The sequence below is a fragment of the Vibrio aphrogenes genome (assembly GCF_002157735.2).
GTDB classification, from domain to species: Bacteria; Pseudomonadota; Gammaproteobacteria; order Enterobacterales; family Vibrionaceae; genus Vibrio; species Vibrio aphrogenes.
Map to the genome: position 1 here is coordinate 914,381 of NZ_AP018689.1, position 17,115 is coordinate 931,495.

At 37.7% G+C, this 17,115-nt stretch carries 14 protein-coding genes; 10 read left to right on the forward strand and 4 right to left on the reverse strand.

Annotated elements, in window-relative coordinates; all coding sequences use genetic code 11:
* The first annotated feature begins 77 nt into the window (after positions 1 to 77).
* The 3 genes from VCA1004_RS04235 (at position 78) to VCA1004_RS04245 (ending at position 3,030) form a co-directional block, all read left to right on the forward strand.
* A complete protein-coding gene (locus VCA1004_RS04235) occupies positions 78 to 350 on the forward strand; it encodes an HU family DNA-binding protein (RefSeq protein WP_086982857.1) in 273 nt (90 codons plus the stop codon).
* 203 nt (positions 351 to 553) lie between these two features.
* The gene (gene ppiD, locus VCA1004_RS04240; protein WP_086982858.1) at positions 554 to 2,413 is read left to right on the forward strand and encodes a peptidylprolyl isomerase; all 1,860 of its coding nucleotides are present in this window, start codon (positions 554 to 556) and stop codon (positions 2,411 to 2,413) included.
* 314 nt (positions 2,414 to 2,727) lie between these two features.
* Positions 2,728 to 3,030 carry a ComEA family DNA-binding protein gene (locus VCA1004_RS04245; protein ID WP_086982861.1) on the forward strand — a complete coding sequence of 101 codons (303 nt, stop codon included), beginning with the start codon at positions 2,728 to 2,730 and terminating at the stop codon, positions 3,028 to 3,030.
* Positions 3,031 to 3,125: 95 nt separating this feature from the next.
* On the opposite strand, the gene rrtA is transcribed toward VCA1004_RS04245, so the two are convergent.
* Entirely contained in the window at positions 3,126 to 3,686 is a 561-nt protein-coding gene (gene rrtA, locus VCA1004_RS04250) for a rhombosortase (RefSeq protein ID WP_086982864.1), read from the reverse strand.
* On the opposite strand from rrtA, the gene VCA1004_RS04255 reads away from it, so the two are divergent.
* On the forward strand, positions 3,685 to 4,299 hold the full coding sequence (locus VCA1004_RS04255; protein ID WP_086982866.1) for a tRNA-uridine aminocarboxypropyltransferase: 615 nt from the start codon (positions 3,685 to 3,687) through the stop codon (positions 4,297 to 4,299). The two genes, rrtA and VCA1004_RS04255, sit on opposite strands and share 2 nt — an antisense overlap.
* 58 nt (positions 4,300 to 4,357) lie before the next feature.
* Here the strand turns inward: VCA1004_RS04255 and VCA1004_RS04260 are convergent, their stop codons facing one another.
* A complete protein-coding gene (locus VCA1004_RS04260; protein WP_086982868.1) occupies positions 4,358 to 5,725 on the reverse strand; it encodes an anti-phage deoxyguanosine triphosphatase in 1,368 nt (455 codons plus the stop codon).
* A 155-nt stretch (positions 5,726 to 5,880) separates the two neighbouring features.
* On the opposite strand from VCA1004_RS04260, the gene VCA1004_RS04265 reads away from it, so the two are divergent.
* Positions 5,881 to 6,675, forward strand: coding sequence for an EAL domain-containing protein (locus VCA1004_RS04265; RefSeq protein ID WP_086982870.1), 795 nt, complete (start codon positions 5,881 to 5,883; stop codon positions 6,673 to 6,675).
* 6 nt (positions 6,676 to 6,681) lie between these two features.
* Here VCA1004_RS04265 and VCA1004_RS04270 read toward each other — a convergent pair whose 3' ends face one another.
* Together VCA1004_RS04270 and VCA1004_RS04275 are read right to left on the reverse strand one after the other, a co-directional pair.
* Positions 6,682 to 10,230: a transporter substrate-binding domain-containing protein gene (locus tag VCA1004_RS04270; RefSeq protein ID WP_086982872.1), complete on the reverse strand. Its 3,549-nt coding sequence runs from the start codon at positions 10,228 to 10,230 to the stop codon at positions 6,682 to 6,684.
* On the reverse strand, positions 10,231 to 10,854 hold the full coding sequence (locus VCA1004_RS04275; protein ID WP_086982874.1) for a response regulator transcription factor: 624 nt from the start codon (positions 10,852 to 10,854) through the stop codon (positions 10,231 to 10,233).
* Positions 10,855 to 11,278: 424 nt separating this feature from the next.
* On the opposite strand from VCA1004_RS04275, the gene VCA1004_RS04280 reads away from it, so the two are divergent.
* The 5 genes from VCA1004_RS04280 (at position 11,279) to VCA1004_RS04300 (ending at position 17,105) form a co-directional block, all read left to right on the forward strand.
* Positions 11,279 to 11,827: a fimbrial protein gene (locus tag VCA1004_RS04280; protein ID WP_086982876.1), complete on the forward strand. Its 549-nt coding sequence runs from the start codon at positions 11,279 to 11,281 to the stop codon at positions 11,825 to 11,827.
* Between the two features lie 67 nt (positions 11,828 to 11,894).
* Positions 11,895 to 12,590, forward strand: a complete 696-nt coding sequence (locus VCA1004_RS04285) for a fimbrial biogenesis chaperone (RefSeq protein ID WP_086982879.1) — start codon at positions 11,895 to 11,897, stop codon at positions 12,588 to 12,590.
* Positions 12,591 to 12,601: 11 nt separating this feature from the next.
* Positions 12,602 to 15,091 carry a fimbria/pilus outer membrane usher protein gene (locus tag VCA1004_RS04290; protein WP_086982881.1) on the forward strand — a complete coding sequence of 830 codons (2,490 nt, stop codon included), beginning with the start codon at positions 12,602 to 12,604 and terminating at the stop codon, positions 15,089 to 15,091.
* Between the two features lie 9 nt (positions 15,092 to 15,100).
* Positions 15,101 to 16,441, forward strand: coding sequence for a fimbrial protein (locus VCA1004_RS04295; RefSeq protein ID WP_086982883.1), 1,341 nt, complete (start codon positions 15,101 to 15,103; stop codon positions 16,439 to 16,441).
* On the forward strand, positions 16,413 to 17,105 hold the full coding sequence (locus VCA1004_RS04300; RefSeq protein ID WP_164520822.1) for a fimbrial biogenesis chaperone: 693 nt from the start codon (positions 16,413 to 16,415) through the stop codon (positions 17,103 to 17,105). The genes VCA1004_RS04295 and VCA1004_RS04300 overlap by 29 nt, the downstream gene beginning before the upstream one ends.
* Positions 17,106 to 17,115 lie beyond the last annotated feature (10 nt).

The window sequence follows — 17,115 nt, forward strand, 5'->3', positions numbered from 1 at the left end:
TCTTTACCAAAAAGAACTTCTTTAAACGGAACGATTTGCTATTAGCGCCAAGTTAATAGCTAAAAGGGGAACAACAAGTGAATAAAACTCAATTAGTAGAAAAAATTGCAGCAGACGCTGACATCTCTAAAGCAGCAGCAGGTCGTGCTCTTGATGCATTTATTGAAGCTGTAACAGAAACTCTTAAAGCGGATGAGCAAGTTGCATTGGTTGGTTTTGGTACCTTTAGTGTTCGTACTCGTGCGGCACGTACCGGTCGTAATCCTAAAACGGGTGATGTAATTCAAATTGCTGAAGCAAAAGTTCCTGCATTCAAAGCAGGTAAAGCATTGAAAGACGCGTGTAATTAATTTGTTTGATGGTGTTTTCCTGTTTATGGGAAAACGCTGAGGTTTTTTACGTCTAACCTCAATCTTTCTTTATCAAAAAGCGCATCTTACTGGTGCGCTTTTCTTTTTCTGATATCATCGACGTTATATTTTTATCTTGCTAAGAAAGGTGTCATGGTGATGCCGTTGTTAGTGGCAGTTAGTTTTTAGAGAGCAGTCTGATTATGATGGATCGACTACGCGAAGGCGTAAATGGTATAGCGATTAAAATTATTCTGGGGTTAATCATTCTTTCTTTTGTCTTTACAGGAGTGAGTGGTTATTTAGGCGGTGGTGGCAACAACGTTGCAGCCAAAGTCGGCAGTACAACGATTGAACGTGGTGCGTTTGAGCAAGCTTATCAAAATGAGCGTAATCGTATGCAATCCCAAATGGGTGACTACTTTTCTACGTTAATGGGTGACCCTCAATACGTGCAAACTTTCCGTAAAAGTGTATTGGACCGCATGATCAATGATGTCTTGATTGAGCAATATGCTAAATCACTAGGCTTGCGTGTCAGTGATGACCAAGTCAGTCAATTGATCTTAACCATGCCGCAATTCCAAACAAACGGAAAATTTGATCAAGATATCTATGCAGCTACCTTACGTCGTGCAGGCTTTAGCGCCGATAGTTTTGCTGAATACTTACGTACAGATTTGTTACGCAATCAGGTGGTTTCAGCTTTGCAAGATAGTGAGTTTACGCTACCGCATGAAGTAGAGCAGCAAACGCATTTGTTAACTCAAACACGTGATGTGCAAACTATTACGTTAAGTGTTGCCGATTTTGCGAAAAAAGCACAAGTGACCGAAGATGAGTTGCAAGCTTACTATCAATCACACTCTGAAAACTATGAGCGTCCAGAGCAAATGAAAGTCGCTTATGTTGAACTGTCGGCTGAAAAACTGAAAGATACGATTACAGTGAGTGATGAAGACGCTCAGCAATATTATCAAGATCACCTCGATAAGTACTCAACAAAAGAGCAACGTAAAGTTCGTCATATTTTGATCAAAGATGACGAAGCCAAAGCAGAAGAACTGTTAGCTCAATTAAAAGCTGGGGCTGATTTCGCTACGGTTGCGAAAGAAAGCTCACAAGACGTTGGTAGTGCGAAGCTAGGTGGCGATTTAGGCTGGATTGAAAAAGGGGTTATGGACCCAGAGTTTGAAGATGCTGCTTTTAATCTACAAGCAAAAGGTGATGTTTCTGAGGTAGTTAAATCAGATTTTGGTTATCACATCATTCAACTTGAAGATGTGAAAGCGCCACAATCGAAGCCATATTCACAAGTAGCCGCAGAGATTAAGTCAGAGCTTCGTGATCAAAAAGCGGTTGATGAGTTTTATTCATTACAATCTAAACTAGAATCGGTTGCTTTTGAGTCGCCAGATTCATTAGATGAAGCGGCAAAAGCCATTTCACAATCAATTCAAACCACAGATTTTATTTCTCAAGCAGATGCTCCTGAGATTTTAAAGATCCCAGCAGTCGCTCAAGCGTTAGAAAACACTGATGTGAAGAAAGAAGGTATGAACTCAGAAGTGCTAGAAGTGGCACCTGAGCATGTGGTGGTTGTTCGTGTGAATGACGTTCGTGATGAAACCGTTCTGCCATTTGATGACGTCAAAGAGCAAGTTAAGGCTCAACTGCTTGCAACAAAAGGCGAACAACAAGCGTTAACGTTAGCGAATAAAGTAGTTGAAGCTCTACAAAAAGGTGAAGACAAAGTATTGGCTGATAATGATCTTTCTTTTGCTAGTGAACAAAGCATTGATCGTCGTTCTCCATTAGCCAATAAAGTATTTGCGATGCCTCACCCACAAGAGGGAGCGTCTACTTATGCTCAAACTAAAGATGACCAAGGTAATATCACTATCGTTAAATTAAATAAAGTGACTAGTGGTTCAGATGCTCAGTTTGAACAACAGATTGCCTCTCAGTTGTTGCGTATGAATAATCAACAAGATCTTGAAGTGTTGATTAAGTCATTACGTGAATCAACATCGATTGAATATCATGGATTAGCAGCGGAGTAATTACCCTCCTCTCAACCACGTTATCTCTCTTAAAGGCCGCGCTTATCGTGGCCTTTTTTTATATCTTGTTTTCAAGTCTTATTTCTACGTAATTTCTGACTATCTACTTAGTATGATCATCTAATAAGTGTGATTGGTATTACTTTTCTCATACTTTGAGACACAAAGAGCAAGGTGTTACGTCTTTATGTGTAATTGTCCTGTTTATTAATTAATGTTTTTTTACTGTGGCTCTCAAGCTGAAAATGGAGGCGTGCTTAGTGCGTAAGATATTTTAAACTGGCCTCGATTTTATAAAACAAGGGAGTGTACTTATGCGTAAAATATATTCATTTTTATTATTGATGATGATGTTCACATTACCGACGAGTATAGTGAATGCGGCTGAAACAAAATCGACTAAGCAGCATGAAGGCATAGAGGTCACCGTGAATATTAATACGGCTGATGCCAAGGAAATTGCAACTTTATTACAAGGTGTTGGTGAGAAAAAAGCGCAAGATATTGTCGATTATCGTAACCAACATGGTAAATTTAAGGATGTCGATGCGCTTAAACAAGTGAAAGGGATTGGTCAGGCCACCATAGATAAAAATAAAAATCGTATTCTTCTTTAAGTTTATACTTTTATAAACTTATCCTTTTTTAAGTTGATCTTTCTTTAAGCCGATCTTTATTTCTGGCTTTTGTAAGGTGAATAGAAAGCTCTAGTTCATTGGATTAGGGCTTTTTTTCGCCCAGTCAGCAGAGCCAAAATCAAGCCCGATAATGTACCAAATAGGTGTGCATTTAGCGCTACTGGCGCATCGATTAACGATTGAGTGCCAGTAGGGGAGCCAAAGTTTTGTTCCCATAAAATCTTAATTAGCAGCCCTATTACAAGGTAAAGGCTTGATTGCCTCCCTGAGCGATATTCTTTTAAGGCATAAAATCCAAAGAGGCCATGTAACACTCCGGATAAGCCCACATACAGTGATAAATCAGTCAAGAGTAGTAAGCTGCCAATCGCGGTACTGATCCCTAAGATAATAAGCAATAAGCTACGCGATTCCAGTTGTGCTCGAAAAATAAAGCCGATAATCCAAAGACCGAATATATTCATGATTAAATGATAGAGATTGGTATGGGTAAAATTTCCTGTTACGATCCGCCACCATTCTCCAGAGATAATAGCCTGATGATCCCATTGGAGGATGTACCCTAAATGAGGGAGCTGAAAAAGCCCCATCAAAAGTGTCATAGTGAGTAGTAAAAGGAACGGTTTAAATTTCATGTCTCGATATTGTGTGCAATGTGGTAAGGCTCATAATGCCTGTATTTGCCAATGGATAAAAGCAATAGACTCGCAAGTTAAGGTGGTTATTTTGCAACATCCATCGGAAACCAAGCGCCCAATGGGGACGGCAAAGATACTTGAATTGAGTTTAGAGCACTGTGAGCGCTGGGTTGGGGAAGATTTTTCTCACCATGATGGGCTGAATCATTTGTTACAAGACCCCCAGATTCAGCCATTGGTTTTGTATCCTAATGAACACAGCATCGAGCTAAATTCAACTAATCAACCGCAGATATGTCGTAATCCAGGCCAACAAGTCTGTCTCATCATACTCGATGGAACTTGGAAGAAAGCGTATAAAATGTGGCAATTGTCTACAAATTTACACGCGCTTCCATCCATCATGCTTCCTAATCATCTTCAAGGGAACTATCGGATCCGAAAAGCCCCATCAGAGCAGCATTTATCTACGGTTGAAGCGGTGTTTTATGCTTTAAATGTCCTTGACCCTGATTGCGATGCATCGTCGCTAATGACCACATTTATTAATATGATCGATTTTCAGATCGCACAAATGCCAGCGGGCACCTTTGAACGAAACTATCGCTAAGCACAGGGCTATCCGCTAAGCACAGGGCTATTGCTAAGTACAGTGCTACCGCTGTGGGTTAAAACAAGGTATGTGCTGAAAACAACTGTTGATGAAATTTTTGAGCATAACCATCGGTCATCGCAGAGATATAATCAGCTAATATTCTTGTGCCACCTTGATGATGTTGCTCAGCCTCTTGCCATTTGTGTTTTGTCGCCTCAGGTAAAAGGCGCATAGGATCAGCATTTAACGCTTCGAAAATATCCATGATAATTTGTTGTCCTTTATATTCAAATTGTTGAACTTCAGGGACATGAATTACATATTGCGAGACAAAGCTTTTAAAGACATCTAGTGCATAAGCCATTGGCGCATCTAAATAGGCGTTAATGTTGAGTAACTCATTATTAAATGAGTGCTCAGAATAAACGGGTGCCAGATGAATACTGGTGAGTAAAGCATTGACGATGCCTCCAATGGCATCTTTACGTTCGTGATGTTTACCGGAAAAAAGCTTTTCACTTAAGGTATCGATATTTTTTTCAAACCAGTCATCGCCACAGTCTGCGAGCTTACTGGCCGCACCTTCTTGCCATTGTTTACGATTAACCATATTTAACACAATGGCATCCTCTAAATCATGAACACCATAAGCGATATCATCAGCCAGTTCCATGATCGAACAATCTAAGGATTTAAAGCGAGTTTTACTGTGAGTATATGGGCCAGCCGTGGAGGGAACACGGTGAGTAGCAAGTAGGTCTTTATCACTTTGCTCAAGAGGCAATAGAACCCAGTTTAAAAAGTCATGGTCGATATCATAAATCCCTTTTGCCGGTAACCAATCCTGCGCTTTTAATTGTCGAGGTGAAGCGACTTCTGCGGGTTGATTTGGGTTGCTGACTTGGCTAATTAAGGCTGGATATTTTAATAAGCCTAATAAGGTTCGCCGAGTGAGATTCATGCCGTGATGCTCGGTGTAAGGCTCTAATTGAGTCACAATGCGAAAAGTTTGAGCATTCCCTTCAAAGCCACCATGATTGCGTAACATATAATTGAGAGCCACTTCTCCGCCATGTCCAAAGGGTGGATGGCCAATATCATGCGCTAAACACAAGGTCTCAATCAAGCTAGTAGGCGGCAAGATGGGTTGATAGTCCGGCTGTTTTTGTTTGAGCTGTTCTAGAATACCACTTCCAATCTGAGAAACTTCAAGCGAATGAGTTAATCGAGTGCGATAAAAATCATTCAGCCCTGTTCCATGCACTTGTGTTTTGGCTTGTAAGCGTCGAAAAGCCGCCGAATGTAACACCCGAGCGCGGTCTCGCTGATACACATCGCGGTGGTCATTGCGCCTTAATTTTTGCTCATTATTGATGCGCTCTTGCCAATAGTTTGTATTGGACGAATTAAATAGACAGCTTGGGTTAGTGGTCTTTTTCATTGATGTCCTTATAACATTGAGGGGGGTTACATCAAATTAAAATCAAGATTTACCTGACGCAAAAATAAGGTAATTCCTACATTATCATGAGACTGCGCTTATAGAGTTGTATAGATAAACATATAAAATAAATCTATACATATCAAGGAGGTTTTATGAATAAGCTGATGTTTGATCCTCAAGTCAATCAAAACGTCTCTTTAAGTCATAGTTTATGGATTGAAATGATCACAGAAGGCTTATTAAAAAGAGAATTTTTATATTATTATCAACCTAAATATAATATAGATACCGAAGAGATTATTGGTTATGAAGCCCTTGCTCGCTGGAATAACTCACAATACGGTGCAATCTTACCTATGCATTTTATTCCATTTATTATGCAGAATGATTTATGGAATGCTTTCTTTTTTAATGTTTTTTCAATGGGCCTTGTTTTTCAAGAAAAGATTAATCAGAAAAGAAATAACATAACCTTTTCATATAATATTGATGTTCAGCAGCTAAAAGAATTTGATTTTGCAGACAAAGTGAACATCTTGATAGAAAGTAAGAAGGTTGAGTTTGAAAATGTTATTTTTGAAGTTACAGAAACATCGTCTGGATTTGACAATGAAAATGTGACAATGAATCTTTTAAAGTTTATGGAAAAAGGAATAAAAATTTCCATGGATGATTATGGAAAGTCATATTCATCTTTATCAAGGTTATTAAAGTTCCCATTCTCTGAAATTAAATTAGATTCGAGTTATATACAAAATGCAGTTATCAACCCTAATAGCATAAATAAAATAGAAAGAACTCAGGTATTAGCTAAGCACTTAGGTTTGTCTTTTATCGTTGAAGGGGTAGAGAATAAAAAGCAACTTTCAATTTTGAAAAGTATAGGATGCAAGTTCGCTCAAGGTTATTACTTTTCAAAGCCTATGCATCCTATTGAAATTACTTAAAAGCCATTATTCAATACTGTTTGATTCTAATAGCATCATTTCTTTATATATTAGCAATGAAGTTATTTTTATTGCTTCAAACTTATCGTTGTTTGTTATGTGATCTTCCAAAATCTGGCATTGCTTGGCCAGATTGTTTTGATTGATTATTTTTGCTGCCCCTTTAACTTTATGGGCGATTTCTTTTATGACTACTCTCTCTTTATTGTTTATTGCTCTTTCAAGTGCTTCTTTGTCATTTTTATTTTCTTTGATGACTTCTTTTATTATCTGAGTCATATCAATACTTAGATTATCTTGATTAACATTGATAGAAGAGGAGAAAATAGTCTCTTTTAATAATGCCTGATTTAGGTTATCTAAGCTTAGCGGCTTGAACAAGCAGTCATTCATTCCTACGTCAATGCAGCGTTGATATTGGTCAGTTTGGGCATTGGCAGTAAATCCAATAATATAAGTAGGGATTGAATGTATATTGTTTTCTTCAATCTTTCTTATGTTTTCTGTTAATTGATAACCATTCATAATAGGCATGTTACAATCAGTGATAACGATATGAAATTGCTCACTAGACCATAGATGTAAGCCTTCTTCACCATTATTTGCTGATTTAACACGATAACCAAGATATTGTAATTGTTGGCAAAGTAATAATCGATTAGCTGCATGGTCATCAATGATCAATACTTTTCTTGATTTTTTTTCAATATTTGGCGTTATTAAAAAATCATGCTCTGGTTTATTTTCTGGTGCCAAAGTGTCAACGGTTAATTGAATTTCTATTTTAGTTCCTTTATGTAAGGTACTGGTTAAATGAATTTTTGCTCCCATCAGCTCACATAAAGAGTCTACTATGGATAGACCAAGCCCTGTACCTTGTTTGGTGACGTCATTATGTACCTGAACGAAAGGTTGAAAAAGTTTATGCTGAGCTTGGATGTCCATTCCCATCCCCGTGTCTTCTACAATGATCGCAATTTTTTGCTGACCAGGAATGCTCCCGGATGAGTCTAGTAATTTGGCTGTTAAAGAGACACTTCCTTGTTCGGTAAACTTAATTGCGTTACTTAATAAATTGGTTAGTATTTGCCTAAAACGCATCGGGTCAAGCAAGATCTCATTACCAATACGATGATCAATCTTGACATTCAATTGTAGATATTTTTGCCTAGCCAACCCATCGAATATTCTAATAACCCCCTCTAAAGCTTCTCTAAAATTCACACGCTGAGGTGACAGTTTCACATAGCCAGATTCAATTCGTACTACGTCTAAGATATCACCAATAAGGGCTTGTAATTCATGAGCTGATTTATAAGCAACTTCTAATCCAGAATGATCGAGCTCACCAAGATTGGCTTTTTTAATCGATAACTCAAGTAACCCAATGATGGCATTCATCGGAGTACGTATTTCATGACTCATAGTAGCTAAAAAGGTGGTCTTAGCTCGGCTGGCTTGTTCCAATTGGGCAATAAGATGTTGTCTTTCGCTAATATCTATCCAACCACAAATTACACCCTGGCACTGACCATCGTTATCAAAGTAGGGTTCAATCCAATGATAAATATCCGTAAGAGCTCCATTCAAATGTATGCATCTATCCATTAAAATTGGCGTCATTTCTTGAATCACTTTTTTATAATCAGCCTCAAATTCATGTGCATCTTGAAAGTTTTTTTTGATTTCTAATGGTGTTTTACCTAATGCACATTCTTTTGATAGATTAAAGGCTTGGTAATAATAATGATTACAAGCGATTAGTTTTAAATCTTTATCACGGACATAGATTGGATGGGGAATACCATTGATTAAAGCTTGCATAAAGATTAATTGATCATTTAGCTTTGATTCTGCTTTTCTTCGGACACTAATTTGTTTATGTAGTCTTTTATTCCAAAAGAATGAAAGAATAGCAATGATAATAATAAATGAGATCAATAGGTAGATTTGAGCTTTGTAATCTCGCCAACTAGGAGATTCTAAGGCCGCATTTTCACGCCATTTATTGGTGATATTTGCAATTTCATCAGGAGAAATCGAAACGATGGCTTTTTCAATAATGGAGTTTAATATTTGATTATTTTTGTTGGTAACAAACGAAACGGATAAAGAAGGATAGATTATTGAGGAAATTTTGAGGTTGGTATTAAAATAACGAATAACATAATATTGTGCCACCCTTAATTGAACTATGGTTGCATCGGCTTTTTTGTCACTGATCATTTGCATGGACTCTAAGATATTGTCTGACGTAATAAAATCAATATTAGGGTAATCCGACTGTATTTTAGAAACGGTAATATCAGAACGTTGTAGCACCAATCGATTTGGTTTTAAGTCCTCGATACTTTCAATATTAGTATCATCTCTAGTGACTAAGACCATATTGTCATGAAATATAGGGCGTGTGAATGTGAGGCCTTTTTTTCTTTCTTCGCTTTCGGCTAATAATGAAAGGTCAGCTTTATTGTTTAATAATGATTCAGTATCTTCTTTCAATGAGTTTGAAAGGGTAAAGTCAAAAGCTAAACCTGTTTTAAAGTTGATGATGTTTAAAATGTCTTTGATGATTCCTTGTACATGACCATTTTTATCATTAAAAGCAAAGGGCGCTGAGGTATCGGCAGTGGTGAATTTGACAACAGGATTTGCTTTTATCCATTCTTTTTCTTGGCTGGAAAAATTAATAATTGGGCTATCTAAGTAACTGATAGAACCAGCACTCCATCTTTTTAAAATATTCTTATTGGTACTTTTACTGATAGCATTTAAAGAAGTGTTGATGATATCACCAAGGTGAGTATCAGTTTCTCGATAAGCGAATGAGAAGCCTGATGTATCAATATTTAAGAAGGCATAAAGCTTTACACCATTAACAAGTCTTTGGTTTATAAAGTAATTTGCGCTTATCATGTCCCCTAAAAAATAATCAACTTTACCGAAGTGTAACGCATTGATGGCCTCATTGGTTGATGGGTAAACTTGCCAACGGACATTCGGGTAGAGATTTTTGAGCATTTGCTTAGGCAAGTAATTGTCAACCACACTGATTGATTCATTAGTGGGCTCAAATTGGGTATTTAACCCTATTTTTTCGTCTCGAGAAAAGAGTGCCACTTTGTCTATTGCATAGGCTTGAGTGAGTGCAAATGGCCCATTTACTTTTTCATAAAGATTGGCACTAGGAATTAGGTCAACATCCTGGTTGTTGAGTGCGGTAATGAGTTCATTTTTGTTGGTGTAGGACTTAATGACAATATTCAGCTTTGTGAGCTGTGAGATTAAAGCTAAATAATCAGCAGAAATACCTTCGTAATTGATTCGACTGAGCGTGAAATCATAAGGTTCATGATTAGGTGTGGAGATGCCAACGGTTAAGGTTTTTTTGGTATCCAACCAAGCTTGCTGTTGCGGAGAAAACTGGGCATGTAAATTGCTTTTGTGTTCCCTACCTAATAATTGAAGAGTTTGGTATTTATCATTACTTTTAGCATAAGGGATAATACATAAAAAAATAGTAAATATTAGCCCTGGTAGAAAACAACGTTTCATTTAAATAAGTCCATTTCTTTTTGAAAAATTGGTTAAATCAATGATGGATTTTACCCCGATTTTTTCAATAATCCGTGCTTTATAAGTGCTGATAGTCTTGTTACTTAATAACATTTTTTCGGCAATTTCTTTATTTGAAAAACCTTGAGACAGTTGTTGAAGCACCATGAGTTCTCTATCTGATAATGTCTGAACTAACTGTTCTTCATTGGTGATTTTTCGTGAACGTGAATGGGCCAAAGTTGATGCTGGAAAATAATTATGTCCAGAAAGAATGGCTTTGGTCGCAGTGACTATATTAGTGAGATCTTCATTTTTAGAGACAAACCCTGTCGCCCCCATTTGTAAGCAGCGTAAAGCAAAATGATCACTCGTATGCGTGGTTAAGATTAGTGATTTTATCTCAGGTTTATTTTTTATGGTGCGATGTAACACTTCCATTCCATCGAGCTGAGGAATATTTAAATCTAAAATAACGATATCAATATTCTCATTATTAATGATTTTGAGCGCATCAACTCCGTTGTCAGCTTCTAATAAATCCGTAATCCCTGCATTTTTTAGTAACATTTTTACGGCCATACGAATGGCAGGATGGTCATCAACAATTAATACTTTTGACATTTTTTTTCCTTTTGTACAACTATGCTCTCATAGGAAGTCTAATAAATGAGTATATTTTTTGTGTAAATGGATTGCGAGGAAATGTTTTTTTTAATTAGATTTCGATCACTATTACGTGCTTGCTTATTTTTATCTATATTTCATTACATCTCTAATTATTATCTAATCACATTTTTTTTACAAAGCCAATTCCTATTCATCATTAGGACAATAAATCATTTCTATAGGAAAATTCCTACAGAAACCGATTTGGCTTTACGGTAACTTAATAGTCGTAGATTAGATTTACCAAATGATGATTATTTTATTTGGTTTTTATCACGTTACATGTGTTGTTATTTTGTAAATTTATTATTTTTCTAATTTTAGAAAGGATTTCTATTCAAAGTATTTTGCTTTGGATAGAAGATATAGGAGAAGTGTTATGTTGAATAAAACTCGTTTATCTGTATTAACTTTAGGTATTTTGGTCGCTGGTACGGCATCAGCAGCCAGCGATAACACGATTAATTTTCAAGGAGAGGTCGCCGCGCAAACTTGTCAAGTAACTGTCAATGGTAATGCAGCTAACCCGACAGTGCTACTACCAACAGTCAGTACTACCGATTTAACTGCAGCAGGTGCAACCGCTGGTAAAACGGCATTTACTATTGGTGTGACAGGGTGTGAAGCACCAGCAGAAGGAGCAGAATTAAAAATAAGCACTGTTTTTGTTGGGAATAATGTGGATACCGATGGCAACTTATCTAACGTTGCAGGTACGGCAACTAATGTTGCTTTGCAATTATTAACGCCAACCAGCACTGTTATTAATTTGAATACTCCATCTGAGACTAAAGACAAGGCCATTTCTTTGGATGCTGCGGCTACTTCAGGTTCTGCCGACTACTTTGTGCAATATGTCTCTACCGCGGGCAGTGCGACGGCTGGTTCTGTTGTAGGTTCAGTTCAGTACGCACTATCTTACAACTAAAAGTAGGAAAAATAGGGCCGCCCCCAGGCCCTATTTTATTCACCAATGGATTGCAGGCAGAATTAAAATGAAATTTTTTATAAAAATACTGCTATTAATGCTATTTAGCGTTAATGCAATGGCCAGTGTTACCCTGGGTAACACTCGGATTATCTATCCTTCAAATACTTTAGGTAAAGATATCGTTTTTAATAATAATGATCATTCAGATTATATTATTCAGGCTTGGGTTGATAATGGTGACATCGATTCTACCCCCGAAGATGCCGATAGTGATTTTATTTTAATGCCCGCCATGTTCAAAATACAAGGCAAATCAAACCAAGTTCTCCGTATGATGTACAGCGGGCAAGAGCTACCTTTAGATAGAGAGAGTATTTTTTATTTTAATTTTGTTCAGTTCCCATTATCAAAAACCAATGATAATCAAATGGTCGTGGTTTTAAAAAATAGAGTTAAAGTACTTTATCGACCAAAGGGATTAGCAAGTTCTTTAATTAAATCAGTTGATAAGTTGACCTATAATATAAAGAAAGGCTCTTTAAATATTAAAAATGATTCTGGTTATTATATTAATATTGCCAATGTTATAGTGAAAAGTTCAAATGAAGAACAGATGATTAATAATGTAACCATTTCACCTTTTTCTAGCTTTAAAAAATCGTTAGCGATTAAAAACCCTGAAGAAGTAAAAGTCTCTTTTATTAATGACCAAGGAGGCACCTTTACTAGAAATATGAGGGTTGCAATAAATAATAAATAAAGGATTATGTGATGAAAAATACTATCAAATTAGTTTTTATCTGCCTTTTAGGATTGTTTCCTATTACTATAGCTTTGGCAAGTAATGATACTGATAGTCAATTTTTTCCAGCATTACTGTTAGGCAATGGTTATGATTTCGCTAAGATTGAGCAAGTTATTAATAACGATCAGTTAGAGGTTGGGGTTTATTCTGTCGACGTGTTTGTCAATGATACTTTTGTGCAAAGAGAAGATATTCATTTTTATAATAATCAAACAGATACACTTCCTTGTTTGAGTGCGAGTTGGTTTAAATCTTTAGGTGTTCATACCCAATACATTCACCCTATTGAGGTCACAGATCAAACGTGTTTGAACCCCGTTCAAGTAGACGATACGCATATAAGTTTTGATTCTTCAGCATTACGTCTCTCTTTATCGGTTCCTCAAGCTTATTTTTATAATAAACCAAGAGGCTATATTGATCCGCAACAATGGCAGGTCGGTACCTCAGCATTATTTGTTAATTATAATACTAACTACTATCACACGGAATTTGATGGTAACCCTTCGAGCGAGTCATTATTTTTAAATTTATATTCAGGTATTAATATCGGGATGTGGCGTTTCAGAAACCAATCCACTTATACTTATAATGAATTTAACAACGATTCTAATACCAGTCTCCAATCCGTTCGTACTTATGTCAGTCGAGCCATTCCTGACTTAATGGCTGACTTTTCACTGGGTGAGTTAAACACTCAAAGCCGAAAATTAAGTAATTTAAGTTTTGTTGGGATGCAATTACAAAGTGATACGAGAATGTACCCGGACTCACAACAAGGTTACGCGCCTGTGATCCGTGGTATTGCCAAAACGGCTGCACTGGTTGTAGTGAAACAAAAAGACCAAAAAATTTATCAGACCTCGGTTGCTCCAGGGCCATTTGAAATTTCCGATTTGTATCCAACGGCTTATCGAGGTGATCTGCAAGTTGAGGTGATAGAAGCAAATGGTCAAGTTTCAACCTTTACGGTGCCTTATGCTTCACGTCCAGGGGCCTTGCGTCTTGGACAACATGAATTTTCTCTTTCTATTGGTGAGAGCCAAGATTATGCCGCCGATGACTGGCTGGTGGATGGTAGTTATAAAGTGGGTTTGTCTAACTTAATCACTGCCAATGCCGATCTTCGTGTCTCTGATGATTATTATGCACTTGGTGTCGGGTCTATTTTAAATACATCCTTTGGTGCCTTTGGGGCTGAAATGGTGTATTCGTTAACCAATCGCTCTTATGGGCATACTTGGCTAGATGGTTGGAAGTTTGGTGTCGATTACAGTCGTAGTTTTGATACTGGAACGACTCTAACGGTAGCCGGTTATCATTATTCAACCGATGGTTATCGAGAGTTAACCGATGTCTTAAACCGTAATGATTTTGCTGGCTCTCAATACTATTCATCTTCTTATAAGCAAAGAGAAGAAATGACGTTAAGTGTTAACCAAAATCTGGGACGGATGGGCATGATAAGCCTGAATGGAACTAAGCGTACTTATCGCGATGGGAAAGAAGATGATGACCAATATGGTTTGGGTTATTCAACTACATTTGGCTCGGTCAGTTTAAATATTAATTATTCTCGACAATATACGACAGTGGATATGAATACTCGACAAAGTGAGGATTTGTGGACGGCATCTATTTCAATCCCATTATTTTCAGCGCAGCATATGTTGACTTCAAGCTATAACTATTCTGAAAACTATGGTGATAGTGTGGATGTAGGGATGTCAGGGACATTAGGTGAGGACAAAACGTTAAGCTATAACGTGTCAGCAAGCCGCCAAATGCCAAATACGGGTATTGATAGTAATCGATATTATTTAGGTGTGAATAAACGTACCTCTGTTGGCACCTTTGGAGCAAACTATACCAAAGGGCACGATTATCTTCAGTATGGAGCGAATGCAACCGGTTCAATAGTGTTGCACTCCGGAGGCATTAATTTAGCCCAATCACTGGGTGAAACCTTTGCCATTGTTCATGCTGAAGGCGCAGAAGGGGCCGATGTTTTAAATACTTATGGTCAAAAGGTGGGCTTTAATGATTACGCTTTAGTGCCCAATCTGATTGCCTATCGTGAAAATGATGTGATGCTAGGTGGAGAATACAGCCCCTATGTCGAAATTATGTCGTCAGGGCATAAAGTGGTGCCGATGGCTGGGGCAGCTGTTGCGATTGAGGTACAAACTCGTAAAGGTTACCCATTGTTAATCGATGTTTCACAAGGTCAAAATACCAAGAAGCTACCGATAGGCGCTACCGTGTCTGACCAAGACAATCAAGAAGTGGGTATCGTTGGACAAAATGGGGTTATTTATGCACGTGTTGCAACACAGCAAGGAAAATTGAATGTTCAATGGGGTAAAGAGCAATGTGTTGTTCATTATCAAGTTCCCCATCTCAAAAATAAGGCATCAGCTCCTCGGTTTTTCCGATTGGATTCTGTGTGTAAATAAGGAAACATAATGATGCGAGTATCTTATAAACATAAATTGGGCTTGTTGATTTTATCTTTATTGTTGAGCTCTCAAAGTTATGCCAAATGTACGGTTGATACCAGTAAAGATTCGACAGCCGATGGTGACTCCGCAATACTAAACTTTGGACGTATCAATTTGGGTAGCTCTTATTTGCAGCCTGTAGGTACGGTGTTATCCACCATTACCGTTTCACCGACTACCAGCAAGTATAGTCAAGCAGAAACGATTCTGATGACTTGTGATTATGCGGATAAAGATGAAATTTATGAACTTTTTGCTACGAATGGTGATGATCGGGTTGGCGGTTATTGGGAGATTGGTAATGGTGATGGTGCATCAGTAAATGACGGAATGCCGGGTTATTATGCCACTTGGTTTCCATATCTGGGTTTAAAAACAACCCATTTAAATAGTGGTAAAGTACTGTCTCGTATTTGGCAAAAAGCGCCGTTGAAAAATTACGAAGTCAGTGCTGATGGGACAAAAATTTATGTTAAGACAAAACACCTTAGTAATTACAGTGTTGAATTAGCCCGAGTTTCAACAGAATCTGCGCCAACAAATTCTGGTTCTAATTACTGTGGGAGTAACCCCAGCTTCGATTCATTAACGATTTCTCGCTCTTATACTTGTACTCAGCCTAATTTTTATGTGCAATTAGGAGGCCCGGATCTTTATATTGGGTACGCTGATGTAGAAGGTGAAGACTCGGCCACTAATTTTGACTTTTGGTTAGATAACGGTGTCGCTTTTGGCTTGCGGACTGGGCTGACAATGTCTTATTTTCCAACTTGCGTGGTAAGAAATCATACTCCAGTTGTGCTCTTTCCTACTGCCTCAACTCAACTTTTAGAAGCGGGTAATAAAGTGGAAGCGTCACTCAATATTTCTTTGGAATGTGAGAATGATGTGAAGTCAGGTGTGGGAACGAATCAAACCGCATTAGGCTTTATGGCGAGCGCCGAAGTTGAGAGTCAAGCAAGTCTATTAGGCTTAATTAGTGGCGAGGGAATTACTTATCTTTTATCAGATAATTATGCGACAGACAGTTCGCTTGCTCAGAATGTTGGAATACGCTTGTGGGATAGCCAAGGGACTAATATTCCATTTGTTCGTTCTACCGGTTATTTAGCTGGGACTGCATCTGGACGCTCCGCTGGGTGGGTACCCGTACTTGAAAATGTAGAAACTGTGGGCAGTGCTCAAACAGGACATACGAGTTATATTAAGCAGCTTACTGTGAGTTTGGAAAAGTTACCAACCTCTGGTAGCGTGACGGCGGGTAAGGTTAATGCACATGCGCGAATTATTATTAAAGTACAGTAAATATCTGACCACACTCCTATGCTTAGGGTTTTCACTCTCAAGCTATGGCGGATTATTGTTAAATCAAAGTCGTGTGGTGATGGACGATGCACAACCTGAACGTGTCATGTATGTGGTTAACACTAATGATTATCCGGTACTCATGCAAACTTGGGTTACCGATGAAAATAGTGATGCACTACCTGATGAAACAACCTCGCCATTTGTGGTGTTACCTCCAGTGGCGAAGTTACAACCGGGTGAAAAAAAACGTTTAAATATTTATTATTCAGGGCAGGCATTAACCACATCGGCAGAACAATTATATTTGTTGAATTTACATGAAGTGCCTCCCGCACCAGATAATGATGAAAATAAAATCATTGTAAGCATGACCACACAGATAAAGCTGTTTCTTAGGCCGAGTAAGCTGAAAGATCAATCGTTCACTTCAATTAAAGAGGTATATTGTCAAAAACAAAAGAATGGTGAAGTTAAAATCGTGAATGAGAGTCCCTTTTATTTTAATTATTTAAAAATAAATGGACTGGATCATTCGGGGTATTTGCCACCATTTACTCATAAAAATTTTCAACTTAACGATGTAGAAAAGCTGGAAATACTTTATTTGCAAGACCTCGGAACCACACAAATCCTTCCATTATCTTGTCGAGTTGAAGGATAAGAGATCTTAT